This window comes from Loigolactobacillus rennini DSM 20253, from assembly GCF_001436505.1.
GTDB classification, from domain to species: Bacteria; Bacillota; Bacilli; order Lactobacillales; family Lactobacillaceae; genus Loigolactobacillus; species Loigolactobacillus rennini.
In genome coordinates this window covers 17,990-34,730 of sequence record NZ_AYYI01000036.1, presented here as the reverse complement: position 1 = coordinate 34,730, position 16,741 = coordinate 17,990, and the positions used below count along the sequence as shown (strand labels likewise).

The window sequence follows — 16,741 nt, the reverse complement described above, 5'->3', positions numbered from 1 at the left end:
AGGGCCTAGTACTTTTGGAATGGAAATACTTTCCAACACCAAAAATTCTAGACCCTTTTTTGTATAGAGAGTGCTCGTTGTGACGCTTAGCTTCTGAGTACTAGCATAGCAACGTGAATTATTCACGCAGTGAATGATTTGCGTTGCGTCGCTAGACGGAAGAAGCTGTCACAGCGAGCACGTTTACTTGGGTGATGATAAAAACCTAATTAAACCAAAAAGCAGATAATTCCGCTTTGCAGTTAGACGGAAAAGGCTGGCTCCTACTCTACGTTTCTTCTCACAAAAACCAAATCAAGCTAAAATCAGCACATTGAAGGATAATTGACCAGATAAAAAAGTAGTTTATCTTTTATTTGCGGGTCGTTTTTGATAGGATAGAAGTTGTTAAATAGATAAGGGGGCACAAAAAGATGGAAAAGCAAACACCACAAATTGGTGTCGTTGGTATGGCCGTTATGGGCAAGAACCTCGCTTTAAACATTGAAAGCCGTGGTTACACGGTGGCAATTTATAATCGGACGGGTTCGAAAACCGAAGCGGTTGCCAAAGAACATGCAGATAAGCATTTAGTGCCAAGTTATACAATTAAGGATTTCGTTGCCTCATTGGAAAAACCGCGGCGGATCATCTTGATGGTCAAAGCAGGTGCCGGTACAGATGCCGTTATCCAAGAACTATTGCCATTGTTGGATAAAGGTGATGTGCTGATTGACGGTGGTAATACATTCTTTAAAGATACCATGCGCCGGAATAAAGAATTAGATAAATCTGGCATTAACTTTATTGGCATGGGGGTTTCTGGCGGAGAATTAGGTGCACTTAAAGGGCCTTCCATGATGCCAGGTGGTCAAAAAGAAGCTTATGATTTAGTTGCACCAATTTTTGAACAAATGGCGGCTAAAGCTGATGATGGGGCACCTTGTGTAACCTACATTGGTCCTAATGGCGCTGGTCATTACGTTAAAATGATTCATAATGGTATAGAATACGGTGATGAAGAATTAATTGCTGAAAGTTATCATTTGTTACATGAACTAGTTGGCTTGTCAGTTGATGACATTGCCACAATTTTCAATAACTGGAACAAAGGTGAACTGGACAGTTATTTAATTGACATCACTGCAGATATTCTAACGCGTAAAGACGATCTTGGTTCAGGTAAGCCGATTGTTGATATGATTTTAGACCGGACTGCGAATAAAGGGACGGGAAAATGGAGTTCTGCTAATGCACTAGAACTTGAAATCCCGCAATCTTTGATTACAGAGTCTGTTTATGCGCGTTACATTTCCATGATGAAGCAAGAACGGGTTAAGGCCAGCAAGGTTTTACCAAAGCCAGTTGGAAAAGTTGATTTTGATAAAAATGAAATTGTCGAAATGATCCGTAAAGCGTTGTACTTCAGTAAAATTATGAGCTATGCACAAGGTTTCGAACAAATGCGGATCGCTTCTGCCCATTATGACTGGCATTTGGATTACGCGAACATTGCACGGATTTGGCGTTCTGGTTGCATCATTCGGGCTCAATTTTTACAAAACATTACCGATGCTTACGAAAAGAACCCGGATTTGCAAAACTTGATGTTGGATGATTATTTCTTAAACATCACAAAACAATATCAAGAAGCAGTGCGTGATCTAGTGGGGCTTGCAGTTAAAGCTGGTGTCCCTGTCCCTGGTTTCTCAGCTGCGATTGCTTACTTTGACGCTTACCGCTCAGAACGCTTACCAGCTAATATTATTCAAGCAGAACGGGACTACTTTGGTGCGCATACTTATGAACGGACGGACCGTGAAGGTAGCTTCCATTATCCATGGTATGAAGAACAATAAATGATGAACAAAAAATTACCGCACCTAGCGGTAATTTTTTTACACATTAAAAAAGCGTTTACAAATATTGAATTGATGCTATAATATAACTGTTGAATTCAACATAAGTGGATCATAACTATTAAATTAGGTGTAACCACAACCAACAATTAGGGCAAACAGCCCCAGTTGTTAGTTGTGGTTTTTTTATTGGCCAGATTAGATTTTAATGAAAGTGGGGAACAATTGATGCAAACGATTATTAATCGACTTGAAAAACACCAAGCTTTCTTTGAAAAAATATCACGCAATATTTATTTAATGGCAATTAAGGACGGTTTTTTAGCCGCCATGCCGATTATATTATTCTCAAGTATTTTTATTTTATTGTCGAACATTCCGCCTTTAATTGGGATCAAAATCCCAGTGGAACTCAATGCTTGGTTCAACAAAATTTATAACTATACCATGGGCTTTGTGGGGTTTTATGTTGCTGGGACCACGGCCAAAGCATTGACAGGTTCAATGAATAAGCGAATGAAAGGTGGCAAATTTTTAAACAATACGTCCACTGCTATTGCTGCAATGGTGGGATTTATGCTGCTGGCCATCGGGACTAGCAAATCTGGTAACTATTTGCCAACATTCTTTGGTACGCAAGGAATTTTATCTGCCTTTGTGGCTGCTTTTGTCACGGTGCATGTTTATAAGTTCTGTGTGCAACGCGATTTAACCATTAAAATGCCTAAAGAAGTACCGGGTGCAATTTCACAAAATTTTCGAGACATTATTCCGTTTGGCTTTGCAACATTAATTTTTTCTGGAATAGATGTGTTAGTCCGACTATGGTTAAAAGTACCATTTGGTGCGATGATTGCAACTTTACTAGGTCCAATATTCAAAGGAGCAGAAAGTTATCCAGGCATGATGTTGATTTGGTTCTTAATCCCGATGTTTTGGTTTTTGGGGATCCATGGACCGTCAGTGGTTAAACCAGCTTTGGAATCCGCACTTTTTGGTAACACCACTGCAAATTTGGCGTTATTTAAAGCTGGTAATTTTCCATTTCACGCACTAACTGAAAATTTTGGTAACTTTGTAGGCGAATTAGGTGGAACCGGTGCAACCTTTGTCGTGCCGTTTATCTTTATCTTTTTAATGAAATCAAAACAGTTAAAGGCGATTGGAAAAGCATCGATTATCCCGGTGATGTTTGCTGTCAATGAGCCTTTGCTATTTGGGGCGCCAATTATTTTAAACCCTTATTTCTTAATTCCCTTTGTAGTTGCGCCAATGGTTAATGTGGTGATCGGAAAAGCATTTATCGATCTACAATTGATGCATGGTTTTATGTACGTTTTATCTTGGGCATTACCGGGTCCAATCGGCGCGTTTTTGGACACTAATTTTCAATGGAGTGCCATTGTTTTAATGATAATTTTATTAGCCGTCGATACCTTAATTTATTTACCTTTCGTTAAAGCCTATGATGTCTCCTTACTTGAGCATGAAAAAGCAGTTGACGCAAAATTAGCAACAGAAACAGCAACAACGCAGCCGCAAACAACAGTACAAAATGAATCAGCCAGTCAAACAGTCGCAACTCAGGTAGAAGCACCAGAAAAATTAACGAAACAATTACGTGTGCTAGTACTCTGTGCTGGTGGTGGTACTAGTGAACAACTAGCTAATGCACTGACCACTGGTGCTAAACAATATGATGAACCAATCGTTGCTAGTGCAGGTGCTTATGGTGCCCACCATGATATTTTGCCAAATTATGATTTGGTGGTTTTAGCGCCGCAAGTACGGACTTATTACCAAGATCTGAAAGCAGAAACCGATCCGCTGCACATTAAATTAGTGGCAACTAAAGGACAACAATACATTGCCTTGACCCGTGATCCTAAAAAAGCACTTGAATTCATTATCACGAATTTTAAGACCCAAACAACGCCTGAATAAGCAACAATAATTAATTCAACAACGGAGGTGCGCGATGCTGTTAGTTGTACAACAAGTTTATAACAATAATAGTGCACTAGTGAAGTTTGATGACGGAAAAGAGGCGATTGTCCACGGCAAAGGCATCGGGTTTGGCAAACGGCGTGGGGATAAGCTTAATTCACACCATGTTAGTCAAATTTTATATTTAGGCGATGCGCAATTAAAAAATCAAGTGCTGAATTTGTTGCAAGACGTGCCGATGGATATTGTGATAACTGTTTTTAAAGCCATTGACTGTGTGAAAAGCGACTATCAGTTAGACCTGTTAAATTATGTTTACATTACTTTAAGTGACCATATTTTTCAGATGGCTAAAAAGTTAGCGGCAGGGACTTACCGCGCTAGTGTAGCACCAGACATTAGACAGCAATATCCGCAAGCTTATGCTGCAGCAAGCGCGGCATTAAAGTTGATTAATCAGCAATTACAATTACAGCTGCCAGAAACAGAAGTGAAAAATATTGCGCTACATTTCATTAATGCGCAAGGAAGCGAAAAAACACCAGCGCCAGCAGCTGAATTGGGTAGCCAAGTGAATGCAATCGTCGCTCATGTCTTTAAGCAATATGGGATTCAGCGGAATGTCACCAACCATAATTATTTTGATCGGCTGATGATCCATTTACAATACCTGGTTGAGCGTGTTCAGCACCACCAATTGGATCGGCAAAAAATTAATCCGCAAATTGAACGTGATTTGCGCCATGCTTATCCGCAGTCATTTGTAATTGCAGATCAAATTGCGAAGACATTGGAAAAAGAATTACAAATTAAGCTAAATGAAAATGAACGTTTGTATTTTATGATTCACATTCAACGACTGATTTAATGGGAGGAAATAAAATGGCAACAAAAAAGGAAATTTCAATGACGGGATTTGCCATTGTCGCTTATGCCGGAGATGCCAAGACGGATTTAATTGCAGCTTTAGAAGCAGCAAAAAAGGGCGAATTTGTCCATGCTCAGAAATTAGTAGCTTCTGCGGACCAGGCTATCGCTGCAGCACATAATGAACAAACAAAATTGTTGAGCAAGGAAGCCGGCGGTGAAGACATGGATGTGACTTTTATCATGGTTCATGGGCAGGACACACTGATGACAACTATGCTGTTAAAAGATGAAACAACTTACTTCATCAATGAGTATCAGCGAATCGATAAGATTGAAAAACAATTGGGCATTCACCCGACAATCTGAAAAAGAGGGATAGACATGACAACTTTATTGAAACGCGTTAAAACATTACCAGCTGGGTTTGTTTGGGGTGGCGCGACTGCTGCCTACCAAGTTGAAGGTGCGACACAGATAGCTGGTAAAGGCAAAACCATGTGGGATGATTATTTAAAAAAGCAAGGTCGGTTTGCACCAGATCCAGCAAGTGATTTTTATCATCTTTATCCAGAAGATATTGAATTAGCCAAGTTATACGGCCTAAATGCGATTCGATTATCGATTGCTTGGACCCGAATTTTTCCGCGCGGTGCCGGCAAACCGAATCAAGCTGGCGTAGCATATTATCACCGCTTATTTAAATGCTGTTTGGCTAATGGGCTGACACCGTATGTTTCATTGCATCATTTTGATTCCCCCCAAGCGTTATTTGAAACAGGAGATTGGTTAAATCGGAATAATATTGATAAATTTGTAGCGTATGCAGATTTTTGTTTTAAAGAGTTTAGTGAAGTTAAAAACTGGTTTACCATTAATGAGCTGATTTCCCTAGCGTTTTCACAATACATTCAAGGCAATTTTCCACCTAATCATCGTTTTGATGTTACTGGTGCAATTCAAGCACAGCATAATGAATTACTGGCGCATGCTCGGGTGGTTAATTTATTTAAATCAAAGGGCTATTCCGGTCGGATTGGTTTGATCCATGTTTTGCAACCGATTTATCCATATCCAGATAATGCTGCTAATCGCCATGCTGCTGCGCTAGAAGATGCGTTTATGAATCGCTTTTTGTTGGATGGTACGTTTAAGGGCGCCTATACAGCAGAAACCATGGCGTTGATCAATGAAATTTTAACTGCTAACCACGCTAAGCTTACCATTGAACCAGGTGACATGGAGATTTTAAAACAAGCGGCAACACAAAATGATTATTTTGGGTTAAATTATTACCAACCAACTTTTGTGGCAGCTTATCAAGGCGAAAGCACTAATGTTTTTAACGGTACTGGTGAAAAAGGAACCAGCGCGTTTAAATTTAAAGGTGTGGCAATGCACGTTAAAAATCCAACGGTACCAACAACTGATTGGGATTGGAACATTTATCCTAAGGGATTATATGATGTTTTAAAACGTGTTACTACAGAATACCCTAACAGTCACACAATTTACATTACTGAAAATGGCTTAGGCCAAAAAGAACAGACTGCAGGTGTTGGACAGTTGTTGTCAGATGATAAGCGCATTGACTTCATTGATCAGCATGTGGCGGCTTTATTAAAGGCGCGTACTGAAGGCGTAAATGTCCAAGGCTATTTTGTTTGGTCATTACAAGATCAATTTTCTTGGGCTAATGGGTATAATAAACGATATGGGTTGTTTTACGTTGATTTTGCAACGCAAGCACGCGAAATTAAGAAAAGTGCACTCTGGTTTAAAGCATTGGGAGCCACATTAAAACCAAACGCATAAATTAAATAAGAGTATGCATGACAATGCATCAATGAGTTACGCAGGGCAATAAAATTGAATTTGCTCGAATTGCTCAATGATGCATTTTTTGATTAGTGGATTTAGGTTGTAAACTCAGCAGATAAATTTTCAAAAGCGTACTTTATTTAAAAGATTGGATAATTATGATTTTTAGTGTTGCTTAATTAAGAAGTGATTAAAATTGACAGTAGCTTTTTAGAATGAAAAATGTTAGAATACGTAGCGGTGTAAGTCTTTATAGCGATTGTTATCAAGGCGTTTGAAGCATTAAAAAATGATTAGGTGAGAGATGAATCATTTTCTTACGAGGAGTTGCAATTTGAATGAGTAAAGTTCTAATTATAGAAGACGAAAAAAATCTTGCCCGCTTCGTTGAACTTGAATTAAAACATGAGGGTTATGAAACGGTTGTTCATTATAATGGTCGCACGGGATTGGATGCGGCGTTAGCAAATGATTGGGATGCCATTTTGTTGGATTTAATGTTGCCAGAGCTAAATGGCTTAGAAGTTTGCCGCCGGATTCGCCAGGTTAAGAATACGCCCATTATCATGATGACAGCACGGGATTCTGTCATTGACCGGGTTTCTGGTTTAGATCATGGTGCAGACGATTACATTGTGAAGCCATTTGCCATTGAGGAATTGTTGGCCCGTTTACGGGCGTTATTACGGCGCATTGATATTGAAGGTGAGCAAAATAATGCTAAACAGACCACAGTTTCTTACCGCGATTTAACCATTGAAAAAGAAAATCGGGTGGTTAAACGGGGTAGTGATACCATTGATTTGACCAAGCGGGAGTATGAATTACTGTTAACGTTAATGGAAAACGTCAATGTCGTTTTAGGGCGCGATGTGTTATTAAATAAAGTATGGGGTTACGAAAGCGAGGTTGAAACCAACGTTGTCGATGTTTATATTCGTTATTTGCGGAATAAAATCGACCGTAAAGGTGAAGAGAGTTACATTCAAACCGTGCGTGGCACTGGGTATGTGATGCGCTCGTGACCGCTAAAAATCAGAATAAACAACAAACAAAGCGGGTTCGACGCTTTTCCTTAAAGTGGAAGTGGGCGCTAGGGGCCGCTTTTGGTATATTTATTGTCTTTGCTGTTTTTGCTAGTTTATTATTCAATCGGTTTGTTGCGATTATGATGAACCAAGAAGAAACAAATTTGAAAGATACGATGATGTTAGTGGTGGAACGGTTGAATAATCAAGCGACAACTTTATCGGCCACACAAGTACGTGATACGTTACGACCGGATTTAGCCGTTCCCCAGCACAAGTTAAAAGCAACACCTGAACAATCAAAGGATTCAATCGTTGCTAAATTGGCACGGGAAGACGTGACAGTTACGGTTTATGATCCAGATGGCAATACGCTGTTTGCTTCTAGTCGTATTCCTACTGAATTTAAGCGCACTTCTGCCATCAAAATTAGCCAAGAAAAAATTGCCCAGCAATTGAATTTCATTGGTCGGCGCCCGATTTATTCCCGCATCAGCGGTCAAGTTATCGGGTACGTCCAGGTAACTAGCCAATTAGGCACTTTGCACAAAGAGCAGCATGAATTGAAGATGGCCTTTTATGCTTTAGGTGGTTTGGCGCTGCTAATCAGCGGTTTAGTTAGTTATTTGTTGGCATTTTATTTCCTAAAGCCATTGAAAGAAATGACGCAAACGATTGATGTGATTAAGCGTGAACCACAATCAGGGCAACGAATTGCGCAAACTAAACGCAATGACGAGTTAGCTGATTTAACCAATTTATTCAATGATATGTTGGACCGCATGCAACGTTACATTGAACAGCAAGAGGAATTTGTGGAAGATGTCTCCCACGAATTGCGAACGCCAGTTGCGATCATTAAAGGGCATTTGCAGATGCTAGATCGTTGGGGAAAAGATGATCCGGAAGTGTTGAAGGAATCAATTACGGCTTCATTACAAGAGATTACGCGGATGCAAAGTTTAGTGCAGGAAATGCTAGATTTATCCCGAGCAGAGCAGGTGGAAGTTCATTATCCTAACGCACTGACAGATGCTAAAAATGCTACCCGTCAAGTGTTTAGTAATTTCAAACTGATTCATCCTGAGTTTACCTTTACATTGGATGATGACTTAAAAGGCACGACGACGATTAAAATTTACCGGGATCATTTTGAACAAATTTTAATCATTTTGCTGGATAATGCTGTGAAATATTCTCGTCAACGGCAAGAGGTCCACGTCTCAATCTCGCGTAACGAACATAACGTAGCGATTGCAGTGCAGGATTTCGGAGAAGGCATTGCACCAAAAGACCTTAAACGCGTGTTTGATCGCTTTTACCGGGTGGACAAAGCCCGGAGCCGTGACAAAGGTGGAAACGGTCTGGGCTTGTCAATTGCCCAGCACCTTATCGAAAGCTATCACGGTGAAATAAGAGCAGAAAGCGTCCTAGGAAGCGGTACAATATTTAGAATTAGTTTTCCAATAATTAAAAGTGCAGAAGCAGACGATTAGCCTAAAACCGGCATTATTAATGGTGCCGGATTGTCGCTACTATTTCGCAATGATGGTAGATTTTCGTACCGAAAATTGTGAGGCTACAGACTAATAAGAGTTTTCAATATAAAAAAAGTTGTGACAAAAGCAATACTTTTGTCACAACTTTTTTATGACGTACATAAGTGTTTCCTCAGGTAACTGTTTAGACTTGATACGTAACAATTACCCACCTGCTGCTATAGATCGATTAGGACCGCCGCTGCTTACCAGCATTCCGATTGCGATGCGGTTGTACTGCTGGCCGCTGTGGTTTTGCTGGTTTGGGTGCTGCCGGTTTTTTCGGGGCTGGTTTGACCACCTGTTTAGGTGGATTTTTCTTTAAATCAGCCGCAACTTCCGCTTTAATGCGGGGCATGTAATAGAAGTTGGTGATTAAAGTCTGCACGATAGCCAAAATACCACCAGCGAAGAAGTATAACCCTAATCCAGCTGGAGAAACCATCGCAATGAAGAATGTCATCAGCGGACTCATCATCATCATGGTTTTCATTTGTTTTTTCTGGCTTTCTGGTAGACCAACCAGTGAGAGGTAGCCTTGTAACACATAGGTTAAACCAGCCAAAATTGCCACAATGAGATTCGTATGGCCTAAACTGATGCCTAAAAACGTACTTTTGAAAATTTCAGAACTATAACGAATGGCCATGTATAAAGCAGAGAAAATTGGTAACTGGATCAGTAGGGGCAAACACCCCATACCGCCAGTCATGCTGACCCCATTTTCACGCATGACGGTCATCATTTCTTGGGTGAGCTCAGCTTTTTCTTCTGGTGAAGTTGCTTTACTTTGCCGTTCTTGAATATCCGTTAATTGGGGTTGAATTGCCTCACGTTTGTGCTGTTGCGTGATGGTCTTTTTTGATTGGTTAAGCATTAATGGCATCAAAATTAACCGGACGATTAACGTAATCAGCAAAATTGCCCAACCATAATTAGGTGGGTTGCCAAAAAGGTCCGCAATCCAAGTAATTAGATGTTTCATCGGCAGACCTAAAAAATGATAAATGGATCCGTAAAAGAAGCCTGTCGGTGGTTGCTGGTGTGTTTGCGTAGTTGTACAAGCTGATAAAAATAGCGTTAATGTCGTGAAAAGCCCGCCATAAGTGAGCAGACGTTTTAATCGCTTCATATGATCAAATTAGTTCCTTTCAGTAAAGTCTTCTCCTACTATACTTGAAGCGACGGCTTTTTTCAATCCGACTTTAGTAGGTAACCGCAAAATCACGGTAATCTTGATCTAATTTAAGGTCATTAATATCAATCCGATTAATTTTAGCAAAAGACGAGGGGCCTTTTTTAATCGCTTTGATAAACGCGTCAATTTGTTGGTTACTCCCTAGCGCTTCAATGTAGACAGAACCATCAAATAAATTACGGACTAAACCTTTAACACAAATTCGATCGGCAATCATTTTTGTGGTATAACGGAATCCGACACCTTGTACGCGGCCAAAAACAGTCATACTAATCCGACGCATATTAATTTCTCCTTTAAACAAATTGATAAGTCAAGTAAACTAAAGCATAGTTATATTTTTATAATAGCACGTTTTACGTTTCACGCGTTAAAAATAAATTAACGGAAGGTGAGCTAGTTTGCCAGTTATTACCAGCCCAAAAAACGAATTAATTAAACAATTACGCAAATTAAACCGTAAAAAAAATCGTCTTCAACAACAACGCTACTTGATCGAAGGGACGCATTTGGTGACGGAAGCTTTAAAAGCCAACCAACCGGTGACGCAGGTACTGCTTTCCACAGAATTGAAGACTTGGCCTGAGCTGCCGGATACAATTACAGTACAATGGATCAGCCCTCAAGTTGCCAAAGCTTTAAGTTCAACCGTTACCACCCAAGGAATTTTTGCAATCTTACCATTACCAAAGCAACAACAACCTGAACGGTTAACTGGTACTTGGCTATTGCTAGACGATGTTCAAGATCCCGGTAACATTGGTACCATGGTGCGAACCGCAGACGCTGCAGGACTGACAGGCGTCGTTTTAAGTAGTGGTAGTACTGATTTGTATAGTGCCAAAGTGTTGCGGGCCATGCAGGGCAGTCATTTTCACTTGCCCCTTTATCAGGGGGATTTACCGACTTGGTTAGCACAGTTTAAAGCTGCTGGATTACCAATTTTTGGTAGTGAATTAAATCCGGCAGCGGTTAATTTCCGCCAAGTCCCTGCTCAGTCGCAATTTGCGTTGATTATGGGTAATGAGGGTAATGGGATGGAATCAGCTTTATTAACGCAAACGGATCAGAATTTATACATTCCGATAAAAGGGCATGCTGAGTCATTAAATGTGGCAGTGGCCGCTGGTATTTTATTATTTCAACTTAAAAGTTAAGAATAGCTTATGATCCGAGAAAATCCCTAGTCAAACCAATTAAAATGGCTTATGCTATAGTCGTTTAATCAAGATATTAATAAATTGTCACTAGGTGCATGAATAAAAATAACACTTAGTAAATATTTGATAAGGAAGGCAGCCATTGAATGACCAAAAAGATTAACTGGCAAAATGATCACGCATATGTTGCACAAATTGAAGATTTATTAGCAACCGATGCCGTTCAACGTTTAGCAAATTATACGCAGCATCATTTTTCTAATCGACTGGAACATTCATTAAATGTTTCTTACCGGAGTTATTTAATTGCGAAAAAATTGCATTTAGATGCTCGGGCAACAGCACGGGGTGGCTTATTGCACGACCTATTTTATTACGATTGGCGGACAACCAAATTCGATATGGGGACTCATGCCTATGTACACCCACGGATTGCGTTGCGTAACGCAGAAAAATTAACGGCATTATCTAAAAAAGAAAAAGACATTATCATCAAACACATGTGGGGTGCAACAATTGCACCACCACGTTATCTAGAAAGCTTAATCGTCTCAGTAGTAGACGATTACTGTGCAATCGACGAATACCTAGTCCCAGAAATCCAACAAACAAGCCAAAAATTAAAAGAAAAAATGTAAAGAGTTAAAGAGTGTAATTGGAGCCGGTTAGCTTTTGAGTACTAACGTAGAAGTGGAATTGTCTGCGAAGCAGATGATTCCACTTCATAGTTAGACGGAAAAAGCTGGCTCCAATTACACGTTTAAACAAGCAATGAACGACAAAAACATTTGAGCATTAGCCTAAAACCGAAATTATTTGCACAGCAAATGATTCCGGTTTGTAGCTAAGCACAAGAAACTGCCTCATATTACACGTTTAACCAAGCAAAGAACAACCAAAACTAACGTAGAAGCGGAATTGTCTGCGAAGCAGATGATTCCGCTTCATAGTTAGACGGAAAAAGTTGGCACCAATTACACGTTTACCCCCGCCTAATTACCCGCTCTCACCGTCCCAACTTATTTTTCAGAAAGCTATCTTTACTTTACTTACATGAAGTAAGTATGCTAGGATATCGGTGAGGTGAGAACTATGGTTGAAAAGTCGGCAGCTAAACAACAACAGGTTCCGTTTCAGTTATGTCCGAAATTTCAAAAGACCTTTACAATTTTAGGAAAAAAATGGAATGGCTTAATCGTCGATGTTTTACTAGAAGAAGGCACACAACGGTTTAAAGATTTGACGCAAAAGGTGCCGAAGTGTTCAGATCGTGTTTTAGTAGAACGGTTAAAGGAATTAGAGCAAGAAGACATTGTTGAACGGCGGACTTACGCTGGTTCAGCATTGATTGAATATGCCTTAACGCCGCAGGGCCAAGATCTTAAACAAGTGATGGACGCGGTTCATGGTTGGGCAGATACTTGGTTGGACGCTGAAGAGTGTGCGAAGGAATTAGCTTAAGGTGTTGACGCAAAGGCCGGATGTGGTAGAATGTACCAATAAAGACGTAGATGGAAACTAGTAGGTAAGCCAGTCAGTTCAGGAAATCGTTTATTAACTGTGAAAGCGATCACGACGGCTTATTGAATTCACTTCCGGAGTTGGCTTTGGGCGTTTGCAACAAAAAAAGTTCCGGCACAGGCCGTTACCCTGCTTAAGTGTGTAAGTCAATTTTGGCTTATGAACTAGGGTGGTAACGCGAAGCCTCGTCCCTTTTTAGGGACGAGGCTTTTTTGATACAGCAAGAAAGGGAGTTTGATTGATGACCAGTCTGCAAGACAAATTATTAGCGCTGAAACAACAAGGCATTAAAGATATTGAAAAAAGCGCCGATTTAAAAGAACTTAATGATATTCGGGTACATTTATTAGGTAAAAAGGGCCCGATGACAGAAATTTTGCACGGTATGCGAGATTTGGCTAAGGAAGAACGCCCAGCAGTGGGGAGTTTTGCCAATAAAGTCCGTGATAATCTAACGGAAACTTTAGAACAACGTAAACAGGAACTAGAAGCGGCGAAAATCGAGCATCAATTGGCGCAAGAAGCGTTAGATGTCACTTTGCCGGGTACACCGGTACGAAGTGGTGCGCATCATGTCATTATGCAGATTACAGAAACCCTAGAAGCGATTTTTCTGGGCATGGGTTTTCAAGTTGTCTCTGGTTATGAAGTTGAAGAAGAAAAATATAATTTTGAAAAGCTGAACATCCCTAAAAATCATCCAGCGCGGGACATGCAAGACACGTTTTACATTAACAATGATATTTTAATGCGAACACACATGTCGCCAGATGAGGCGCGGGAATTAGAAAAACATGATTTTAGCCAAGGGCCGCTGAAGATGATCAGTCCAGGACGCGTTTATCGGCGAGATACAGACGATGCCACTCATTCCCATCAATTTTTCCAAATGGAAGGGCAATACATTGGTAAGCATGTGACCATGGCGGATTTAAAGGGTACGTTAACCTTTGCCATGCGTAAATTATTTGGTGCCGATCGGGAAATTCGTTTCCGGCCCAGTTATTTTCCGTTTACGGAGCCTTCTGTTGAAGTTGATATTTCTTGCTTTAATTGCGATGGCAGTGGTTGTGAAGTTTGCAAACAATCTGGTTGGATTGAAGTGTTGGGTGCCGGAATGACCCACCCTAATGTTTTAAAAGCAGCGGGCGTTGATCCTGACGTTTATGGTGGCTTTGCCTTTGGCTTAGGAATTGATCGCTTTGCTATGTTGAAATATGGCATTAACGATATTCGGCAGTTTTACCAAAATGATGTCCGGTTTTTGCGGCAGTTCAAACAAGCCTAAGAATAGAGGGAGATTTAAGGGATGAAAGTATCATACAATTGGTTAAAAAAATACGTTGAGCTAACGGATACGCCAGAAGCTTTAGCAAATAAGATCACGCTAACTGGCCTTGAAGTAGATAATGTCCGCCACCCAGCGGCTGGTTTAAAGAAAATTGTTGTGGGTTGGGTAAAATCGGTACGCGAACACCCTAACTCAGATCATTTAAATATTTGTCAAGTTGATGTTGGTGAAGAAGCCCCCATCCAAATTGTTTGCGGTGCGCCTAACATCGCTGCAGGGCAGAAAGTGATTGTGGCGTTATCTGGGGCTAGGATTGCCGATAACGTTAAAATCAAAAAGGGCAAACTTCGCGGTGCCGTTTCAAATGGCATGATTTGTGCCTTACAAGAAATTGGTTTTAGCGATGCCGTTACGCCACAAGCTTATGCTGATGGGATCTATGTTTTACCAGCTGATGCTAAAGTCGGTGCCCCTGTTTATTCTTATTTGGGTATGGACGATGCCATTTTAGACATTGAAATTACACCTAATCGAGCTGATGCCTTAAGTATGCGTGGCGTTGCATATGAAGTGGCGGCTGAATACGGTGAGTCGGTTCATTTTCCAGAAATTAGCTTGCAAGAAGCAGATAAAAACGTTGCGGACGTTTTAAGTGCTAAAGTAACGGATGAACAAGATGCGCCTAGTTATAATTTGCGCGTATTAGAAAATGTCGCGGTTAAACCCAGTCCACTGTGGCTCCAGCGGCGATTATGGAATGCTGGTATCCGGCCGATTAATAACGTAGTGGACGTGACGAATTTATTGATGCTAGATTATGGACAGCCGCTACATGCATTTGATTATGCAAAAATTGGTGGGCACACCATTGAAGTTCGGCGGGCGGAAAAAGATGAAACGCTAACGACGCTAGATGGCAAGGTCCGGCAATTAACACCAGAGGATATCGTTATTTCTAATGGTGAAAAAGCGTTGAATTTAGCTGGTGTCATGGGTGGTTTAGATTCTGAAATTACTGCTAAGACCACCACAGTTGTTTTAGAAGCAGCAATTTTTGATGCTGCGCACATCCGTAAAACGGCACAACGGTACAATTTGCGCAGTGAAGCTTCCTCACGGTTTGAAAAAGGGGTTAATCGAGCAACTGTAATTACGGCTTTGGATCATGCTGCCAGTTTAATTGCGGAATTAGGCCAAGGTTCGGTACTGAAAGGCCGGGTAGCGCCAACTAGTGTGACACCTACACCAGTGAAAGTACAATTGACCACTGAAAAAACAAATCAAGTGTTAGGTACTAATTTAACTAGTGCGGAAATTAAACAAACTTTCCAACAACTAGGATTTGCCACCACAGAAAAAGCGGGGACTTTTACGGTTAGTGTGCCACCGCGCCGTTGGGATATCCACATTGCTGCAGATTTAATTGAAGAGGTCGCGCGGATTTATGGTTATGAACATTTGCCTGCTACGTTACCTGCTAGTGCAACACCAGGCGTGTTAACCGCAAAGCAGCAATTACAGCGGCGCTTAGCAGCAACGCTAGAAGCTAATGGGTTAGACCAGGCTTTGAGTTATGCGCTAACCACCCCTGAAAAAGCAAGTGCTTTTCAATTAGGAGATAGTTACCCGACTAAGGTAAGTTGGCCGTTATCCGTTGACCACACCACATTGCGAATGAATTTAATCAGCGGCTTATTGGATGACTTAGCCTATAACACGGCACGGAAGCAAACAAACGTCGCGTTGTATGAACAAGGCAAAGTGTTTTTAAAAGCTGATGCCAAAACTGCCCGGCCTAAAGAAGCGGCTTATTTAGCTGGGGCGATGACTGGTGATTGGCAAGCAGCTGCTTGGAATCAGGAAGCAATCCCGGTTGATTTTTACCGGATTAAAGGGCTCGTCGCGGCAGTTTTAGCTGATTTTAATTTAGCAGAAGCACCAGAATATCTAGCAACGACACGGCATCAAGAGATGCATCCTGGCCGCACAGCGGATATTTTAATTGACAATCAAATTATTGGATTCGTCGGCCAAATTCATCCGCGGGTTGCTAAACAAGCACACATTGCTGCAACTTATGTGTTCCAATTAGATCTGGATCATTTAGCAACCTTAGCTAAGAAAAAAGTTCAGTATCAGCCGGTTTCACGTTATCCGGCAGTAACACGGGATGTGGCGCTAGTTGTGGACCAAAGTGTCACTAATGCAGCTTTAAAAGTAACAATCAATGCACACGGTGGCGCTTATTTAACGTCTGTGGCACTGTTTGATGTTTACGCTGGGCGTCACATTGAAAACGGCCGCAAATCAATGGCTTATACCTTAACTTACCAAAATCCGCAGGCAACTTTAACGGATGATCAAGTCAACCAAGCTTTTGCAAAAGTCGTTGCTGCTTTACAAGATGAACACGGTGCGAAGATTCGCTAATTCCTTAACGATTTTATTAATTTCATCAATCGACAGGTGCAAAGTGATTGATTTTTTTGTATAATGTTTAGGATTGTATCAGTACCATAAAGCCAAGTAAAA

At 40.9% G+C, this 16,741-nt stretch carries 14 protein-coding genes; 12 read left to right on the top strand and 2 right to left on the bottom strand.

Annotated features, from left to right (window positions below; genetic code table 11):
• Nucleotides 1–413: 413 nt before the first annotated feature.
• The 7 genes from gndA (at nucleotide 414) to FC24_RS05830 (ending at nucleotide 8,997) form a co-directional block, all read left to right on the top strand.
• Nucleotides 414–1,838, top strand: coding sequence for an NADP-dependent phosphogluconate dehydrogenase (gene gndA, locus FC24_RS05860; RefSeq protein ID WP_057873954.1), 1,425 nt, complete (start codon nucleotides 414–416; stop codon nucleotides 1,836–1,838).
• A gap of 228 nt (nucleotides 1,839–2,066) precedes the next feature.
• On the top strand, nucleotides 2,067–3,782 hold the full coding sequence (locus FC24_RS05855; protein ID WP_057873957.1) for a PTS lactose transporter subunit IIBC: 1,716 nt from the start codon (nucleotides 2,067–2,069) through the stop codon (nucleotides 3,780–3,782).
• Between the two features lie 34 nt (nucleotides 3,783–3,816).
• Complete coding sequence (locus FC24_RS05850; RefSeq protein WP_057873953.1) at nucleotides 3,817–4,653, top strand: PRD domain-containing protein; 837 nt, start codon at nucleotides 3,817–3,819, stop codon at nucleotides 4,651–4,653.
• A 14-nt stretch (nucleotides 4,654–4,667) separates the two neighbouring features.
• A complete protein-coding gene (locus FC24_RS05845; protein ID WP_057873952.1) occupies nucleotides 4,668–5,021 on the top strand; it encodes a PTS lactose/cellobiose transporter subunit IIA in 354 nt (117 codons plus the stop codon).
• Between the two features lie 15 nt (nucleotides 5,022–5,036).
• Complete coding sequence (gene lacG, locus FC24_RS05840; RefSeq protein ID WP_057873951.1) at nucleotides 5,037–6,467, top strand: 6-phospho-beta-galactosidase; 1,431 nt, start codon at nucleotides 5,037–5,039, stop codon at nucleotides 6,465–6,467.
• A gap of 344 nt (nucleotides 6,468–6,811) precedes the next feature.
• Nucleotides 6,812–7,498, top strand: coding sequence for a response regulator transcription factor (locus tag FC24_RS05835; RefSeq protein WP_057873950.1), 687 nt, complete (start codon nucleotides 6,812–6,814; stop codon nucleotides 7,496–7,498).
• Complete coding sequence (locus tag FC24_RS05830; protein ID WP_057873949.1) at nucleotides 7,495–8,997, top strand: HAMP domain-containing sensor histidine kinase; 1,503 nt, start codon at nucleotides 7,495–7,497, stop codon at nucleotides 8,995–8,997. The genes FC24_RS05835 and FC24_RS05830 overlap by 4 nt, the downstream gene beginning before the upstream one ends.
• Nucleotides 8,998–9,229: 232 nt before the next feature.
• On the opposite strand, the gene yidC is transcribed toward FC24_RS05830, so the two are convergent.
• Together yidC and FC24_RS05820 are read right to left on the bottom strand one after the other, a co-directional pair.
• Nucleotides 9,230–10,171, bottom strand: a complete 942-nt coding sequence (gene yidC / locus FC24_RS05825) for a membrane protein insertase YidC (RefSeq protein ID WP_057873948.1) — start codon at nucleotides 10,169–10,171, stop codon at nucleotides 9,230–9,232.
• 73 nt (nucleotides 10,172–10,244) lie between these two features.
• Nucleotides 10,245–10,520 carry an acylphosphatase gene (locus FC24_RS05820; protein WP_057873947.1) on the bottom strand — a complete coding sequence of 92 codons (276 nt, stop codon included), beginning with the start codon at nucleotides 10,518–10,520 and terminating at the stop codon, nucleotides 10,245–10,247.
• Nucleotides 10,521–10,638: 118 nt separating this feature from the next.
• Between FC24_RS05820 and FC24_RS05815 the strand changes: the two genes are divergently transcribed.
• From FC24_RS05815 to pheT, 5 genes are all read left to right on the top strand, one after another.
• A complete protein-coding gene (locus tag FC24_RS05815) occupies nucleotides 10,639–11,394 on the top strand; it encodes a TrmH family RNA methyltransferase (RefSeq protein ID WP_057873946.1) in 756 nt (251 codons plus the stop codon).
• A gap of 149 nt (nucleotides 11,395–11,543) precedes the next feature.
• Entirely contained in the window at nucleotides 11,544–12,035 is a 492-nt protein-coding gene (locus FC24_RS05810; protein WP_057873945.1) for an HD domain-containing protein, read from the top strand.
• Between the two features lie 454 nt (nucleotides 12,036–12,489).
• Nucleotides 12,490–12,858, top strand: a complete 369-nt coding sequence (locus FC24_RS05805) for a winged helix-turn-helix transcriptional regulator (protein WP_057873944.1) — start codon at nucleotides 12,490–12,492, stop codon at nucleotides 12,856–12,858.
• 301 nt (nucleotides 12,859–13,159) lie between these two features.
• A complete protein-coding gene (pheS, locus tag FC24_RS05800; RefSeq protein ID WP_057873943.1) occupies nucleotides 13,160–14,206 on the top strand; it encodes a phenylalanine--tRNA ligase subunit alpha in 1,047 nt (348 codons plus the stop codon).
• Between the two features lie 21 nt (nucleotides 14,207–14,227).
• Entirely contained in the window at nucleotides 14,228–16,639 is a 2,412-nt protein-coding gene (pheT, locus tag FC24_RS05795) for a phenylalanine--tRNA ligase subunit beta (protein ID WP_057873942.1), read from the top strand.
• Nucleotides 16,640–16,741 lie beyond the last annotated feature (102 nt).